Source organism: Enterococcus sp. GPZ-007 (assembly GCF_059374735.1).
The window spans coordinates 20868-37837 of record NZ_JCAFYN010000007.1 but is presented as its reverse complement, the minus strand read 5'-3'; the positions used below and the strand labels follow the sequence as shown (position 1 = coordinate 37837).

Annotated in this window: 17 protein-coding genes and 1 riboswitch; of the genes, 13 read left to right on the top strand and 4 right to left on the bottom strand. The window is 38.2% G+C overall.

What is annotated here, in order from left to right:
- The first annotated feature begins 15 nt into the window (after positions 1-15).
- From AC4J95_RS05750 to AC4J95_RS05715, 8 genes are all read left to right on the top strand, one after another.
- Positions 16-900, top strand: a complete 885-nt coding sequence (locus tag AC4J95_RS05750) for a sugar phosphate isomerase/epimerase family protein (RefSeq protein ID WP_494549008.1) — start codon at positions 16-18, stop codon at positions 898-900.
- Complete coding sequence (locus AC4J95_RS05745) at positions 893-3214, top strand: GH39 family glycosyl hydrolase (protein ID WP_494549007.1); 2322 nt, start codon at positions 893-895, stop codon at positions 3212-3214. The genes AC4J95_RS05750 and AC4J95_RS05745 overlap by 8 nt, the downstream gene beginning before the upstream one ends.
- A 401-nt stretch (positions 3215-3615) precedes the next feature.
- The gene (locus AC4J95_RS05740) at positions 3616-4710 is read left to right on the top strand and encodes a Gfo/Idh/MocA family protein (RefSeq protein WP_494549006.1); all 1095 of its coding nucleotides are present in this window, start codon (positions 3616-3618) and stop codon (positions 4708-4710) included.
- A 61-nt stretch (positions 4711-4771) separates the two neighbouring features.
- Positions 4772-6139 (top strand): MFS transporter, encoded by a 1368-nt coding sequence (locus AC4J95_RS05735; protein WP_494549005.1) that lies wholly within the window; start codon positions 4772-4774, stop codon positions 6137-6139.
- Between the two features lie 197 nt (positions 6140-6336).
- Positions 6337-7344 (top strand): sugar phosphate isomerase/epimerase family protein, encoded by a 1008-nt coding sequence (locus tag AC4J95_RS05730; RefSeq protein ID WP_494549004.1) that lies wholly within the window; start codon positions 6337-6339, stop codon positions 7342-7344.
- A gap of 15 nt (positions 7345-7359) precedes the next feature.
- Positions 7360-7749, top strand: a complete 390-nt coding sequence (locus AC4J95_RS05725; RefSeq protein WP_494549003.1) for a C-glycoside deglycosidase beta subunit domain-containing protein — start codon at positions 7360-7362, stop codon at positions 7747-7749.
- A gap of 67 nt (positions 7750-7816) precedes the next feature.
- The gene (locus tag AC4J95_RS05720; RefSeq protein ID WP_494549002.1) at positions 7817-8122 is read left to right on the top strand and encodes a DUF2798 domain-containing protein; all 306 of its coding nucleotides are present in this window, start codon (positions 7817-7819) and stop codon (positions 8120-8122) included.
- Positions 8123-8130: 8 nt separating this feature from the next.
- Positions 8131-8319, top strand: a complete 189-nt coding sequence (locus AC4J95_RS05715; protein ID WP_494549001.1) for a DUF2798 domain-containing protein — start codon at positions 8131-8133, stop codon at positions 8317-8319.
- A 136-nt stretch (positions 8320-8455) separates the two neighbouring features.
- Here the strand turns inward: AC4J95_RS05715 and AC4J95_RS05710 are convergent, their stop codons facing one another.
- Both AC4J95_RS05710 and AC4J95_RS05705 read right to left on the bottom strand, forming a co-directional pair.
- Positions 8456-8911 carry a pyridoxamine 5'-phosphate oxidase family protein gene (locus AC4J95_RS05710; RefSeq protein WP_494549000.1) on the bottom strand — a complete coding sequence of 152 codons (456 nt, stop codon included), beginning with the start codon at positions 8909-8911 and terminating at the stop codon, positions 8456-8458.
- A complete protein-coding gene (locus AC4J95_RS05705; protein WP_494548999.1) occupies positions 8911-9510 on the bottom strand; it encodes an ECF transporter S component in 600 nt (199 codons plus the stop codon). The genes AC4J95_RS05710 and AC4J95_RS05705 overlap by 1 nt, the downstream gene beginning before the upstream one ends.
- A 129-nt stretch (positions 9511-9639) precedes the next feature.
- Positions 9640-9754, bottom strand: a riboswitch (FMN riboswitch).
- 111 nt (positions 9755-9865) lie between these two features.
- Here AC4J95_RS05705 and AC4J95_RS05700 point away from each other — a divergent pair.
- Positions 9866-10573, top strand: coding sequence for a DUF4304 domain-containing protein (locus tag AC4J95_RS05700; RefSeq protein ID WP_494548998.1), 708 nt, complete (start codon positions 9866-9868; stop codon positions 10571-10573).
- A gap of 1 nt (position 10574) precedes the next feature.
- On the opposite strand, the gene AC4J95_RS05695 is transcribed toward AC4J95_RS05700, so the two are convergent.
- Positions 10575-10994, bottom strand: a complete 420-nt coding sequence (locus tag AC4J95_RS05695) for a GNAT family N-acetyltransferase (RefSeq protein ID WP_494548997.1) — start codon at positions 10992-10994, stop codon at positions 10575-10577.
- A gap of 95 nt (positions 10995-11089) precedes the next feature.
- Positions 11090-11680, bottom strand: a complete 591-nt coding sequence (locus AC4J95_RS05690) for a GDSL-type esterase/lipase family protein (RefSeq protein WP_494548996.1) — start codon at positions 11678-11680, stop codon at positions 11090-11092.
- Positions 11681-11907: 227 nt separating this feature from the next.
- Between AC4J95_RS05690 and AC4J95_RS05685 the strand changes: the two genes are divergently transcribed.
- The 4 genes from AC4J95_RS05685 to AC4J95_RS05670 all read left to right on the top strand — a co-directional run bounded on the left by AC4J95_RS05685 (position 11908) and on the right by AC4J95_RS05670 (position 16880).
- Complete coding sequence (locus AC4J95_RS05685) at positions 11908-12189, top strand: PspC domain-containing protein (protein ID WP_494548995.1); 282 nt, start codon at positions 11908-11910, stop codon at positions 12187-12189.
- Between the two features lie 543 nt (positions 12190-12732).
- Positions 12733-14550: a daptomycin-sensing surface protein LiaX gene (liaX, locus tag AC4J95_RS05680; RefSeq protein ID WP_494548994.1), complete on the top strand. Its 1818-nt coding sequence runs from the start codon at positions 12733-12735 to the stop codon at positions 14548-14550.
- Positions 14551-14565: 15 nt separating this feature from the next.
- Positions 14566-14859, top strand: coding sequence for a PspC domain-containing protein (locus tag AC4J95_RS05675; RefSeq protein ID WP_494548993.1), 294 nt, complete (start codon positions 14566-14568; stop codon positions 14857-14859).
- 461 nt (positions 14860-15320) lie between these two features.
- Positions 15321-16880 (top strand): AcpB/EbpR/MafR family transcriptional regulator, encoded by a 1560-nt coding sequence (locus AC4J95_RS05670; protein ID WP_494548992.1) that lies wholly within the window; start codon positions 15321-15323, stop codon positions 16878-16880.
- The last annotated feature ends 90 nt before the right edge of the window (positions 16881-16970 follow it).

The following is a 16970-nucleotide window of genomic DNA, read 5'->3' as shown; positions in this document are numbered from 1 at the left end:
AAGGGGAAAGTAAAAATGAAACTTGGATTAGTATCAGCAATCTTAGAAAAATATGATTTTGAACAAATGATCGATATTGCAGCGGAAAATGGTCTTGAGTGTGTGGAAGTCGCTTGTTGGCCGGCTGGAAAAGCAGCACGGAGATATGCAGGTGTCTCTCATATTGATACAGCCAATTTAACTGAACAAAAGGCAGAGGAAATCTTAAACTATTGCCGTCAAAAGAATGTCGAAATTTCAGCATTGGCTTATTATCCTAATCCATTAGATGAGGACCTTGCGAGACGGCAAGAAGTGATTGATCATTTACTAACTGTGATTGATGCAGCAAAGATGCTGAACGTTGGGATGGTTACGACTTTTGTAGGAAGAATGCCATCAAAATCAGTTAATGAAAATCTTGAAGAGGTAAAAAAAGTTTGGCCAGCGATTATTAAACATGCGGAAGTGCAGAAGGTAAAAATTGCGATTGAAAATTGTCCGATGCTGTTTACTGACGATGAATGGCCGGGTGGTCAAAACTTAATGACTACACCTGAAATTTTTAGGGAAGTATTCAAGATCCTTGATAGTGAGTACTTTGGATTAAATTATGATCCATCTCACTTTATTTGGCAGCAAATCGACTACATCAAACCGTTGTATGAATTCAAAGACAAGATTTTCCATGTTCATTACAAGGACATCAAAGTTTATGCTGAAAAATTAAATGATGTAGGAATCATGGCTACACCGCTGAAGTATATGAGCCCGAAACTTCCTGGATTAGGGGATGTTGATTGGGGAAAATATGTTTCTGCATTAACCGATATTGGCTATGATGGCTTTACCTGTATTGAAGTAGAAGATAAAGCATTTGAAAGCAGTGCAGCAGCCGTGCTGGATTCCATCAATGAGTGAAAAGACTTCCTTCATGTATGACGAAAAGAAATATAACTTGGGTTATGGCGATTTCTTCTTATTAAACAAGCCGCTACATTTAGGTGATTTCAAAAAAATTACCGGGGAAGTCATTTTTATTGTTTTACAGCTAGAAGGACATAATCAAAAGCTGTTATATAATAAGCAGCATTTAAATGGAAATTCTGCTATCTCGACAAGCAGCAGTGACATTGAGTTCAAGAATTTATTAGTAAGGCTGCTAGGCGAATATTATAATACGAATCGCGATAGTACGAACGCGATCAATGCTATTTATTACCGGATGCTCGAGATCGTTTTTACAGAGTATTTTAGCGAGGAGAATCGATTCTTCGCATCTGATAACAGTAAAGATGACGAGCTGTTCTTTCAAATTATCAACTATATTGATGAGAATTATCAGCACAGGCTGACGTTAAATGAAATTGCTCAAAAATTCTATTTGTCCTCTTCGACGCTATCAAAATTTTTTCAAAAAAAAGCCGGGAAGAAATTTCTAACCTACGTAACCGAACGCCGACTTAATATTGCTGAACAAAAAATCAGACATACACAAGCTCCGATTATTCAAATTGCATTAGATACAGGATTTCCCAATGTTTCTTCATTCAATAAGGCGTTTAAAGAAAAGTATCAGGCTACACCTGCTAAATATCGGAAAGACTATGAGGAAAAGGAAGAAGAGCAAACCGACGATGAGTTCGTTTCAGCAGAGATTGAAAAATTAATCTCAAGTACGAACAAGCAGACGGCTTTTTACGAAGAGTATCAAATCGATGTTCAAGATGCGTCAAACGAGAAACTGTCTAACTGGAAATATCTAGTCAATTTAGGTTCGATTGAATCAGTTCTACAATATGGATTCAAAGAACAATTAGTCGATACACAAAAAATGATTGGCTACTTTTATGGTCGTGTGTGGGGACTTTTTGATGAAGAGATCATTTCTTTACAGGAGGTAGAAAAGATTAATTTTAGAAAGATCGAAAAAGTAATCGATCTTATGCTCAGCAATGATCTTGTCCCTTTTTTGGAGATTGGCGATAAGCCCTTTATTATTAATCGAAATACAAACCGTAGAGTTTTTTCTAATAAGACAGGGAGTCTACCATTTTTTGAAAATAAAGAATGGGAAAAAATACTAGAAGCGTTCATTCGTTTTGCCATCAATCGCTGGGGCAAGGAAGAGGTTTCTAAGTGGCATTTTGAATTATGGAAAACCAATTTGACCGTCACCCTTGATAAGGATGAATTTATGAAGGATGGGAAGCTTTATGATCAAGAGACCGAATTGTATATTGATCGTTTTAATCGTGTTAATGAAATATTAAAGCGCTTTATTCCTAAGTGTAAATTAGGTGGGTGTGGATTGTCAGTCGATTTAGAAAAACCGTTTATGGAACGCTTTATCAAGAGATGGGGAAAAGAAATAGTTAAACCTGACTTTTTCTCGATTTATCTCTATCCTATGAATTCTATTGATGAAGAGGGTTCGCAAATAGAAAACAGAATTTCTCCGGATCAAACTTATTTTTCGAAAAATTTGAAGTTAGTCCGAACAATTCTTGATAGGGGAAATTTTCAGCAGATTCCTTTAGTTGTGACCGAATGGAATTTCTCAATTTCCAATCGGAATTATTTACAGGATAGTTGCTTTAAAGCAGCTTTCATTTTTAAAAGCATTTTAGATTCTGTCGAATATGTAGATGGCTTAGGCTATTGGCTGCTTTCGGATCTATATGGTGAGTTCAATGATACGCACCAGCTTATTCATGGAGGAGCGGGCTTGATAACCAAAGATAATATCAAGAAGCCCGCATTTTATGCCTTTGAGTTTCTCTCGCAAATGGGTTCTCAAGTAATCCATAAAACACAAGATCTTCTGGTGACAAAAGATGAGGATGAAACGATCTATCTATTAATGTCTAATTATAAGCATTTGAACCAATTCTATTTCCTTCACGATGAATCTGAGATCAGCTCTGATTTTTATCTGAATATTTTTGAAGATACACTGCCAAAAGAAGTCGCTATTCATTTAAAGGGTGTGGATGTTTCAAACTATCGAATAAAATCTCAAGTGGTAAACAGTAAAAATGGTAGTTTGATCAATAATATCTCTCGTGTCGGAAATCAACGGATTTTGCGTCAAAGAGAAATTGATTATTTGAGAAATATCAGTGTTCCGCTGTTTGAAGTTGAACTTAATAAGACAGAAGAAGATGGCTTGACTATCAAAAATAACCTGATAGCAAATGAGATTCGTCTGGTTACAATCGAGAAATTAGTATAACTAGATTTTCTCCAATGTAGTCTAAGTGGAGAAATGAAAGAGAATTAATAAAGGAGTTATGACAAATTATTCGAAAGAGGAATAGAGATTTTATCTTTGAAAGGAGGTCAGGCCTATAAGATAAAAAAATGTATTTAACAAAAAAAGAGAACCCAACCATTTTTTAGGAGCAAACAATCACCCCAAATTTTGTTTGCTCTTTTTGTTTTAACTAAAAAACTTTTAGAGAACAGGTACATAATTCTGTCTAGAAAAAAAGAGATGCACTATTTTTCGATTTGAATGAAAAAAATATTTCTTAGAAAAAAAGCAGATTGATTATAGGGATTGCGACACAGAATAGATTGAAGAATCCTACTATACTAATACTTGTAAACGATAACAAATAGGAGGAAGAATCAATGACTAAATTGAAATTTGGATTTATTGGCTGTGGAGGGATCGCAAATCAAAAACATTTTCCAGCACTAGCAAAACTTTCCGATAAAGTGGAGATGGTGGCCTTTTGCGACATCGTTCCGGAACGAGCGGAGAAAGCCGCAAAGGAGTACGGGGTTGCAGGCGCATTTGTTAGTACAGATTATAAGGAAGTTTTAGCGAAAAAAGAAATTGATGTTATTCATGTGTTGACGCCTAATGTTTCGCATTCAGTGATTACTGTCGATGCCTTAGAAGCTGGGAAGCATGTAATGTGTGAAAAACCGATGGCAATCAATTACGAAGAAGCGAAAAAGATGCTGGATGCAGCGAAACGAACAGGAAAAAAACTAACGATCGGCTATCAAAATAGATTTAGAGCAGACTCGCTGGCAACTTATGATGCCTGCAGCAAAGGAGAACTAGGAGACATTTACTTTGCTAAAGCTCATGCGATCCGTCGTCGCGGTGTGCCGACTTGGGGTGTCTTTCCCGATAAAGAAAAGCAAGGTGGCGGTCCGTTGATCGATATTGGGACTCATGCTTTAGATTTAACGCTGTGGTATATGGATAATTACAAACCTAAAACAGTGCTAGGTTCGACTTATCAAAAATTAAAAGATAATCCGATGGCGAATATGTTTGGACCTTGGGACCCAGATTCATTTGAAACGGAGGATTCAGCCTTTGGCTTAGTCAAGATGGAAAATGGTGCAACGATCTTTTTAGAAGCAGCTTGGGCACTAAATATGATCAATCCGAAAGAAGCGCAAGTAACTTTATGCGGTACTGAAGGCGGAGCGGAAATGTTCGGAAAAGCCTTTGCCGATCAGGGTTATGTGGTCTTCAATCAAGCGAAACACAATCAATTAGAGGAAACACAACCTTCTGCAGCAGGCGGAGTGTTTGGCTTTTCATCTAATCAGTTAGAACAAAAAGACGCTGAGGCTTTGCAATGGGTGGATGCTATCATTAATGATACAGAGCCTTTGGTGAAACCAGAACAAGCAATTGTTGTTACACAAATTTTAGAGGCCATTTATAAATCAGCTGAAACAGGAAAAGTTGTGGAACTTTAGAAGTCATTTTTTGCGAGACAGGGGAAATCCCTGTTTCGTGAAATAGAAACGGAGGAAAAGTATGGAGATGAAAGTCAAAGAAGAAAAAATCCAAGTACCAGAAAAGCTTAGTTCTAAAGAAAAAATCAGCTTTGGACTAGGAGATTTTTCATCCAATATGGTTTGGGGTTTTGTCGGTAGTTACTTATTATTCTTTTATACAGACGTTGCTTTAGTACCGGTTGCCGCAACAGGTACATTGTTTTTAGTCGCGCGGATTATTGATGCGATTACAGATCCGATTGTTGGTGGCTTTGTTGACCGCACGAACACAAAATATGGTCGAACCAAACCATATATTCTTTTTGGTATTATTCCGTTAGCTGTCTTACTGGTTTTGACGTTCAGCTACTTTGATTTTTCTGATGGCGGGAAAATTGTTTACGCTTACGTGACTTATATCTTAATTGGTTTAGCCTACACAATTGTGAATGTACCGTACGGCTCTCTGATGACATTAATGACTAGGGATGGACAAGAAAAATCTCAACTTTCTAGTCTACGGGTCGCTGGGATGGCATTAGGAAATATTTTTATAACAGCTTTAGCAATGCCATTAGTAAACTTTTTTGGTGGTAGCAATCAACAAAAAGGATTTGTATTTACAGCAGTTCTTTTCGCAGTAGTGGGTTCAATTGGCTTTCTGATCGTCGTTAGAAACTGTAAGGAACGCTATGTTGAAACTGCGACAGTTTCTCATCAGAAGATCAATATTCTTGATACGTACAAGCATGCTTTCAAGAATAAGCCGTGGTTGCAAACGACATTGTTTGCTTTATTGATGTTTGTAAAAATTGGTGTTCGTGTAACTTTGACAATTTATTTCTGTCTATATGTCTTAAAGAATCCAACGATGGTCTCAATCTTGATGCCGTCTATGTACGTGGCAATGTTTGCCTCTTCGATTTTTTCAAGCAAAGTTATACAAAAATTTGGTCATCGAAAGGCCAATATCTATGCGATGATCCTGTTCAGTATTTTATATGCTTCACTGATGCTATTTGAAAATAATATGACGATCTTTGTCATCGTATTCTTTATCGCAAGTGCTATCAATAATATTAGTAATGGGTCAGTCTTCGGAATGATTTCGGATTCAGTCGACTATAATGAATGGAAATTCGGACATCGAGCAGAAGGTACCTTGTATGCCGGATACAGTTTTGCGACAAAAGTAGGAAATGCTTTAGGTGCAGCAGCGATCGGCTATATCCTAGCCTTTATTGGATACAACGCGAACAATGTTACACCAGCAGTTTCAAATAATATTGGCATGCTGTTTTATCTTGTACCGATCGTTTGCAGTATTTTACAAGCAATCGTCATCGCTTTTTATAAATTAGATTCGCAGCATGCGCAAATCGTAAAAGAATTAGCTGAAAAAGAATAAGAATGTCAGTTGCGAGTTCCACTAAGTATTTCTAATACGTTAGTGGAATCGTATGCCAACGACAATAAGAAAATTTGTTTCAAATTTTTGCATCTTCAATAGAGTGGCTCAACTTTTCGCAGATTCCAATGAGAAGAAAGTTTTTTTTAAGAATGGGCATCACTTTTTCAAGAACACGTTAAAGGAGAATGAACGAAATGGGAAAAATAAAAACATGTGTCAGTCTTTACAGTCTGCAATATGAATATATGAATGGACGAATGAGTTTGGAAGATATCTTCCAATTTCTTTCCGAGAATGATGTAGATGGAGTAGAAATTCTGCCAGATCAAATGATTCATGGCGCACCGCAACCATCAGAAGAGGAATTAGCTAAATGGGATTCGTTGGTAGAAAAATACAGTACAGAATTAGTTTGTGCCGATGTTTTTCTAAATACCAATCTCTACAATAATCGAACGCTCACACAAAGAGAGTGCATTGATCTAATTAAGAAAGAAATTTTGCAGGCGAAACGTTTAGGTTTTAACTTGATTCGCTTAGTTTCTATGACACCACCAGATATTGTGGAACCCGTTTTACCTTTTGCAGAGGAACATGGGATCACGATGGCAATTGAGTTACACGCAGGGTTAGGATTTGGAGTAAAAGAAACAGAGGATTTCTTAAAGGAGATCAAACGGTTGGATTCTCCATATTTAGGAATTGTTGTAGACATGGGATTATTCTGTAAGAGACCCCCAAAAGTATACACAGAATATTGCCGAGAAGTTTATGATATCTCAGATAGTGTTGTGGACTATGTGGCAGAATTATTTGAAAATGGTGAAGATTATTTCCGCTATGCGAATAATCCTACACCAGAATTTGAAGCAAAACTTGAGCAAGTCGTTCAGAATAAAGACGATCGGACATACTTGCATCTGGCTGAAGGTTATGAAAACTTACCGCTAAGTGTGATGGATCCTTATATCAAATACATTAAGCATTTCCATTTCAAGCTTTACGAAATGGTTGATGGCAGAGAAACATCGATTAATTATTGGGAAATGTTGAATTATTTGAAAGACAATGGTTTTGAAGGTTATGTATCGACCGAATATGAAGGAAATCGTTGGGTACTGCCTGGGAATCCGATGGTCGAAAAGGAGCAAATAATCGAGCACCAAAAGATGATCAAAAATATTTTACAGCAAATTCAATAAGGAGAGTGAATTAATATGTTTGATGGAAACATTTTTAAAGAGAAATCTTTTCGGAATGTCGTAGAAAATAATGAAACGATCGGCTATGAAGTCGAAACTTATATTCCCTATTATCGAGGGGTCCCACTGTCAATGGTATCAAATGTGCGAGTAGTCGCTGATGGTGTCGAAGTTCCTAGAGAGAACATCCGCTTCACAGTAGACCAGATCAATTGGTTTACTCTTGATGAAATGCAAACAGTTACTTTTTATAAATGGGAATACAATCAAGCAGCTATAATCCGTGTGTTACAGTCAGGCGGATTAAGCAAAGGGGAGCATGAGGTTACTTTAAATGTCGTTGCTCGAACAGCGTACATTCCGATTCCGCTAAGCGGCGAAAAGACGCAAAAAGTTAGCGTATAGAGAAAATTAGCGAAGAAAGAAAAGAAACATTTTTCTTTCTTCTTTTTATTAAGAAGAGGAGTTCAATATGCCAAAAACTAAAGGTCAAGAAATTATTTTTACTTTTCTGAATTCAGGAATAATGATTTTTATCATGGGTGTTTATAATGTATCGCTTAATATGGGAGGGTTATCAGGCAGGAGTATCATTGCTGAAGCCAAGCATTTTCTATTGGAATGGATCATTGGTTTCTTCCTCGCTTTCTTTTTAGCGAGTAAATTTTCAAAATTAATGAGTGTCAAAGTTTTAGTAGGCAATGAAAGACCATTGATCAAGATTCTTTGTATCCAAACGTTTACCGTCTGTTCTATGGTTCCGATGATGAGCTTTTAGGAACGATAATGAATACTAGTTTTGGAACAGATTTCATTTTTGTTTGGATTCAAACGTCATTTCTAAATTTCGGAGTGGCTTTACTAATGCAGTATTTTATCGTGGGCCCCTTGTGCAGAAAAATATTTAGAGGGATCTTTGCGCAAAGGAGCGAAGCAAACGAAGAAGCAGCGCTAAAAGACGGATTTGCCGATTAGCTTATTTGGGAAGGGATAGCAGCTAAGTGAAACGTCTTTTTGAAAAATACCTTACAAACGTAAAGCCAAACGACCAGTTTACTATCTATCTGAATAGTAAACAGTCATTTGGCTTTGTTTTTGGATAAATCAGTAATTAATCATACTCTTCAATCTCTGCTGTTTTTTGTTCAAAATCGATAAACAGCTGGAATCCACGATCATCCTTGTCCTGATCCCAGATTTCAACGAGTTTCGGAACGACTTCAATCAGGATTTCGCTATCTTTATGAGGATAAGCATTATAGCTTTTCTCCCAGTATTTTTGATACAACTCTTGGAAATACTTGTTTTCTTGATTTGCGACTAGACCATGATTAACCGCGATACCTTCGATCTGAACACCCCAGTAGCAAATCGCCACCTGCGGATTCTCGATGAGTTGTTTGGTTTTACGAAAGTTTTTATCGGTTTTAAACAGAATTCTTCCTTCATGAATAATGGCGCTGACATTACGCACCATGACATGGTCATTCAAACTCGTTGCCAAAGCCATGATCTTTTTTCGTCCCAGTTTTTTATAAAATTGCTCAACTGCTGCTTCAAATTCCACTATAAATACTCCCGTCTAAGAAAAATTGCCCGCAATCGATCTAATGAGAAATAAACGATGGCGGTGGTGACACCATATTTGAACAAGTTGAAGGGAACGATCCCGATAATTACCAGCTTCCAAACACTGTCTACCAATGGATTGACCGCCTGTGTCATAGCGATGATCGCTTCCATCGACATTCCGTAAAGCCTAGTGTAAAAAGGAATAATGAAGTACACATTTGAGAGACACGCAACAAAAGTAACTAACGCTGTTCCAGCCAGCATCCCTTTTAAAGCCGAGCTTTTGTTCGTCGACCGCTGATAAAGTAAACTAGCAGGCAAAATGAAGCTAAGACTTAAAATGAAGTTCTGGATTTCACCAGTAAACATCGAAGCGGTTCCGACTGTCGCTAATTTGATTAAGAGCTTGATCAGCACAATAAAGATCCCTGAAACAGGTCCCAACAAGAACGTCCCCAGCAATTCTGGAATACCTGCCAAATCAAAATCCATAAACGGCGGCATAAATGGCAGCGGAAACTTGAAGAGCATCAGCACGTAAGAGAGAGCACCAAAAATCGCGATCATCACTAGTTTTCTTGCAGTAAATTTCATTTCAACACACCTTTCTTAAAACATAAAAAAGAACCTTACAACAACATTTGCAAGGCACAGTCAAAGTAGAAAAAGGTGTAGTTGATTGATTCAAATAGGGTTTGTCATCTGAACGATCAACAAACACACGCTTTTCTTCTTCCATCCAGACTGTACTGTCGGTCCCAGAATTGCACTGAGTCAGCCAAAAGGCTCGCGGACTATCACCGCCGGTCGGGAATTAAACCCTGCCCTGAAGAACTATTTGTGTTTATTCTCACATGTTCTTAATCAAAATGCAAGCATTTTTTTATTTTATACAACTCAAATGCTAGAATAGAAGAAATCATACGAATTTAAAAGGAGCGGCTGTATAATGGAATCTAAAGAGAAAAAAGAAATTATTCTGCGAGAAGTGGTCAAATCAGAATTTAAAAAGGCCGGCTACCAGATCTCTGGCACGACTTATCATGCGCTGCGGAATGATTGTCGTGTCATTGTGAATGTTCAAAGCTCGCGTTTTAATTCGCCTGCGACGGGTTATTCTTTTTGGTTCAATATCGGGAGCGCTCCGGCAGAGATTCCTTTGAAGGAGTTGAAGTATCGGATGGTAGAATTTTCTTTCATCCGGGAAAGCCTCTTATTGCCGGATTGCGGCTATCTTCATCCCTATCGAAACGGCGCGGATTATTGTATTGATGGGTATAAGAGCTATCAGCGGCAGAATATGGATGTGGAAAAAGCTCAAGATTATATTCGTGCAGATCTACAAAATTATATTTTGCCGCAACTTGAGGAGGTTCAGTCGCTGTTGGATTGGGCGCGCAAACAGTCTGAGTGGGAGCAAAACGTCAATTCGCAGCGGATTACTTTGTTGCGTTATTTCAGTGTGGCTCAGATGCTGGCGCCAGCTCCGGAAACGGTGGAGCATTTGATACTCATTCAGTCGGATATGGCGCTTTCCAATGAAGCAATCAAAGAAAATGAAGCCTTGTACCAAAAGAGTCGGGCTTTTTCAGCATGGCCTGACCATGATAAATGGCCGATGATTCAAGGGGCAATAGAGAAAAAAGCGCCGCGATAAACTATTGGTAAACCATCTTCCAATAAGCATCAGGCACTTTGACTTCATGATTTTTTTCCCAGCCTTCTTTTTCATAGAAAGCCAGTGCAGGAGTATTCCGTGATAAGCATTTCAATTTCATTGGCAATTGCAGCTCCTGCTTCGCTTTTTCCAAAAGTAGATGACCAGCTCCTTGCCCCTTGAAATGACTGTCCACAAAAAGGCAATGAATGAAATTATCCGGTAAATATAGAGAAATAAAACCAATAATCGTTTGCTGCGACACCGCAACAAAGACCAGCTCATCTTCAGTATCACGGTCGAAATCTTCTAAATGCATCAACTCGGGATCATCCCAATAAAAAGTGGTACGGCGGCTTTCTAAGTAGAGCTGTCGTAATCGCGGTTTATCGTTAAGTGTCATTTCACGAATCTGAATCAAACGGACAGTCCTTTCTGAAAAATCTTTAGTTTCTTTTTCATATAAAATCAACTTTATCATATTTCAATTATTTTTCCAGCCACCATGAGGGAGGGTTATATCAAATACTTTATCATATTATTTAAGACAATCTCGTAACCGGCAGGCAGCATATGGGCGCCGTCAAAGCTCAGTTCTTTGCGCAAATTTCCGGTATTATCCGATAAACCTTCATTCACATCAATATATGTGCCCCCATATTGCTCCGCAAGTTGCTCGATTTTATCACTCATTGCTGTCAAATTTTCATTGGTTCGCTGATCGGAATAACGACCTTTTTCGCCTGAACGAGGATCAACGAATTCATCAACGGAATTGATCGGATAGAATTTCCTCACATAGACTTTCGTATCGGAAAGTTTTTCCTTGATTTTCTTTACGATCGTAAAGTAATTAGCAAGAGTTTCTTCCTCTGATACACCGAAGCCAATATCGTTAGTGCCAATGTTCATGAAAATCTTGCTGGGTTGTAAATCGAGAATCAAGGTATCTAAATGTTCCAACAGATCTTTAGTAGTAGTCCCACGAACCCCGCGATTATAAATGTGTAAGGGAAGATTCAACTCTTTTTCTGATTGGAATTTTTCGAACGGGAAGATTTCCATCAACCTGCTTTCTTTTTTAGTTAGATATCTAATCGTCTGCATTCTAAATCCTTGTATTACTGCTGTCAATTAATTGAGTTGCAGAAGGAACTAGAAAAACTCATACCAAATAACTAGATGAAAAATCCGCCTTTCGACCTATGACGAATCAAGAAAGATTGAGCATAATATAGTCATAAGATAAAAACACATCGCGAGTGGGAAATGAAATCAAAAATCAAAACGGGTTCCAAAAAAGTGTTTTTGGAAAATAAAAGGAGAAAATTAAAATGAAAAAACTAACGAAATCACAAAATAATCGAGTATTAACAGGAACATTAGCCGGAATCGCAGACTACTTTGGAATTGATCCTACTATTGCACGTGTCATCTTTGTTTTCTCCAGCTTTTTCCTAGAAGGCGCACCAATCCTGCTTTACTTGCTACTAATGTTTCTAGTTCCCAAAGCAGAAAACCATAGCCGTGGCTACGAACAACCTTATGAATACTCAAGCGGCAGCCAAGCCAAACAAGCCGAAGCAGTCGCTGACGATGCATGGAGCGACTTCTAATCAAAAAAAACAATGCTTGATCACCACCAAGTTTGAATATATAAATCAGAAGAGTGGACTGTTAATAAAAAAACAGTTCACTCTTTTTGCCAGTTGCACTTTTCGCAGTATATTTTTTTGAGGACAGATTTATTTATTTCAGGTTGGACCTTTGATCAAGACGTTTAGTGCAATGGTATGCGAAGCGAAAATAAGACTCATTTTTCTGGTTTTTAGAAAAATGATTACTACTTAGTGAGTTAGCTGCGAGTCCAATTTCTTGCAGTTTATCTAGTTTGAAAGGGATTAATTTGACTAGTAAATATAGATTTCAAGCTGTTTAGCATAATCGTATGCGTGATGGGAATCAAAGAAGCTTTTTCGTTTTTTGAAAAAGTTGTCTTATTTCAAACGAATTAGCTACCAGTTGCGACGTTTACTTTAACTAATCAGACTTCTTGATATCAAATTTATTCCATCAAATATAGTCCTTTCGACCCATGACGAGTGGAAAATCTTTGTGCATAATAGACTCATAGAAGAATTCGTTGAGGAGAGATCAGCATGAACGAACGCGAGAAGATTATAGAATCTATTAAAAAAGGTATCCTATCACCTGAAGAAGGTTTAGATTTACTGGAAAGTCTTGGCTTAAAGGACCCAGAACAGAAAGCTGAGAAAACGTCAGAACCGGAAACAGTACTAGAAACTGAAAATAATCCAGAATTTGAAGAAACACCACAACAAGAAAATGCTTTTGATGCAGCATCTAAACCAGATGATTCTTCTGACTACGAAAAAGCGGTAGAAACTGAAGAAGCGGCAGAATCCAATGAAACTCCAGATTTTGAAGAGGATACAGTATCTGAAGAATTCTCAGAACCTGAAAATGAGCCAACATTCGAAGCAACGCCGGAATATGAACCAGAACTAGAGCACGAAGATGACTGGGAACCAGAAGAAGGCTCTGAAGAAATGCCAGAGCAGGAATTAGAACAGGAACCAGAAACGTTCGAAGAAGAGATTCCAGAAAAACCACAACCGTCCGATAGTGTTTCCAGCATGATCGACGAGTGGGAAAACAAGGCGCCAGAACCAGAAGCAGCTGATCCGGTGAAATCTAAGATCGATGAATTTGATGAAGCGTTGCAGACAAAAATAGAAACCTTGCGCGAGAAAAAGGAAGAGTTTAGAGAACTAAACCTTGAAACGGAGCTAGGAATCATCTCGCCTGAAAATAAAGTAATCTATGACAGCATGAAAATCGAACTGAGTGAAATGGAAGAAGAGATTGAACTGTTGAAGCATGAACGCAGAGCGATTGATCAAGATCTTTTTGCCACACCTGAGCAGCCATACGTCTCAGATGGTTTCTTTGAAGTACCGGACGATTTCGAAGAACAAAGATACCGTCCGATGGATCGTCCTCATGAGGAACCAAATGATTGGGCGAGCCGGATTGCACGAATGGTCACCAAAACCACCGAGCGCGTGTCCGACAAGGTAAATAATGATTTTGATTGGAAAAGGCTTAATCAAAAATTTACAGGAACTGCTAAAACCCATTTCAGCCATCAATTTACATTTGAAGACATTGATGCTAGAACAATTGATATCAAATTAGCCAAAGGAAAGGTTATCTTGAAGACGTGGGACGATAAGACTGTCAATGATATAAAAGTTGAGGCGACGGTCGCACTTTTAGGTCAGATGCCGGAACCTAATCCAATCGATGCTTTCTTAGAACGCAGTCAAATTGATATTAACGATTATCGAATTCTATTCCATGTACCAAATAAACGAGTCGATGCCCGATTGACCATTTACTTGCCAAAACGACAATATAATAATTTATCCGTTCGTTTATTAACGGGCGACTTGATGATTGAAAACATTGCGGCTAAGAATGTCGCGATTAAGGCGACCAATGGGACTATTTTGATCAAAGAACTCGATGCTTCGATGTTGGAGTTTGAAGGAACCAATAACGATGTTGAAATTCGTGAAGGTCAGATTATGATTGCGTTGATTGAGACAGTGACTGGAACGATCATTTCCAAAGCGGATGTCGTGCGATCTGAGTATTCATTAATCAACGGTGATATCAAGGTAACCGCGGGAAACGATGATCTGAAAAAAATCGAAGCTCAATCGGTCAACGGAAACGTCAAAGTATCATTGCCGCAGAAAGTCGGGATCGAAGGCGTAGCAAAAACCGGAATAGGAACGATCAACTATCGATTCGCAAATTGTGAAACCTTGCAGGAAAGAAATGGCAATACTCAAAAGGTGTTGCATTTCCAACGATCAGCAGGAGAGCCCGCTCAGATTGAAGTTTCATCGAAGGCCGGCAATATTTTCTTGAAGGATACTGACAACTAGAAAGGAATGACCCACATGAGAAAAAAATTGACAAAATCACAAACAAATAGAATGGTAACAGGAACGATCGCGGGGATCGCAGAGTATTTCGGCATCGATCCCACCATCGCACGAGTGATCTTTGTATTCATCAGCATTGTTTTAGTAGGTGCACCAGTATTTCTGTACATCCTATTAGTACTGATTATTCCTAGAGCGGACAGCAGTGCTAAACAATACCAACAATACAAGTATGAGCGTCCGAAGCAATCGAAAAAACAACGCAAGCAGGCTGAAGCAGTCGAGGAAGACAATTGGAGTGACTTTTAGTTTTCACCGAGCTGCACACAAAAAAAACGACATTCCTGGCTATCGTATAGGAATGTCGTTTTTTTATCTTTTCTGACTGTTTGCGGATTGATAAATGACCTCTCCAATAGTCCGTGAAAATGGTGGGTAAATGTAACGATTTATTAGATTTTTCCAATTATTTGGTCTACCTTTTTGGTAATTAAATAAGAAATAATTTGTCATGATGCGTTTAATGCTTAGAATATTTTTCATTTAATTCTAATATTTATTTTAAGTGGCATGCTGAAATACACGCTATACATTAATAGAAATAGAGTAAAATAAAATTAAGAGGATCGTGCTTTTTCACAGATACGAATTGTTATTTTATTTTTTTGGCGGGAGAAAACGGTTTATTTAGCGAGCTGGTGTAATAGTTGAAATTTTGATGATGGGTACTACAGAAAGCCTTAAGCGTTAGCTGATTTGGAGGGGATATTATGGATTTTCGTCAGGTTTTAGGAACAAGCAGCCGACGCAGATTAAGACTGATCGAATTACTTTATTATAGTCGCGAGGGATTGCCAAGTGAAAAGCTTATGACTGAGTTAAATTGTTCGTTGCCGATTTTGTTAAATGATATCAGTCTTGTAAACGATCAGCAGAAAAACTTCTTTATTGAAAAGGAGAAGGGTCTTTATCGTGTCAAGCTTAATGCGGATACGAGTATTGGAAAACTCTATGCTGAGGCCTTGACTAATTCACCAGAATTTCAGATTTTGGAGCAATTACTATATGAACAATGTGACAATATCGGTATTTTATCAAAGCTGCTATTTCTCAGTTCGTCCAATACACAACGTTACTTGAAAAAAATTGAGACCTTCTTGAGGAAAACAGGCATCCAATTGCATTATCGGCCGTTGCGCTTGGAGGGTAAGGAAAGCGTGATCCGGCATTTATACTACCGTTATTTTGTTGAAAAAAATTTTTCGTTGAAAACTGTGTTACCTGACCTGAAGGATTATCAATTGGGAGCAATCGAGAAGTTTGTTTTTGAGTTTACCAAGATCAATGGATTATACAAAAAATATATTTTCCAAAAACGGATGACCTATAATGTCTTTATTAGTCTCTGGAGAATTAAAAACGGGCACGCGTTTCCCAAAGAAGAGCTACGCACGAGAAATTTACTATTGCCTGAGTTTGAGACGATCACTGATTTTCGCAACATGGTCTCTGATGTGTTTCATCTAAATTTAACGGAGGAAATGATGCGAGATTGTCTGTGGCTTTCTTTCTCGGATGCGATTGTTTTCAGTAAGGAGCATCGTGAAGCTGCAATTAGGGACAATGCGCGATATAGTCGGCTTTTTCGAACGCATTTGGCATTGATAGGAGAGTTCGAAAAAGTGATGGGGGAGTCGTATGAAGATGAACGAAAGTTGGAGCTAACAACCGTTTTGTTGAATGATGTCTACCTCTATGAAGAAAGAGGAGAGTTTCTAACGATTCTGCGAAAAAGTCGGACGATTTTTCTGGACATGGTCAAGATCATGCATCAGTATGCAGTTGAAAAGGTCACGGCTATCGTTGAAAAATTCGTAGCAACACATTTGATTTACCAGCAACGCGATTTTATCACGAACTATGTCTACCTATTATTAACAGAGGAAGAAAAAAGTCTGGAACTGTTGGCATCGCAAGACAAAACCCATCATTTATTACTGATTTCTGAACTTACGCCGACAGAGGAAAAATTCATTGCACGAATTATTACTCAGATCGTTTATGGGAACTTTGAGATTCACCATTTGGATGATCTGTGGAAAAGTCCAGAAGAGATGGTCAAGAAAATTTTAGTCTATGACGGGCTAATCACGACGGGACCAAGAGAAGGAGTTCCAAAAGATTTTCCATCTGTCTCAATGGACCCGTATGTGACACCTCAGGCAATCGTCGATATTCAAAATTTAGTCAACGATCTGTCGGAAAAAGAACAAGAATCGCTGTTTTCCAAAACGCTTATTAAAGAAGCTGAAATTGAAGCGATTGACTAAGCGTTGGCCGATCAAAGAATCAGGTTTCACCACTGCCGAGTGAGACCTGATTTTTTTCGGTCTTTCTTATGAAAGATGATGGATAAAAGG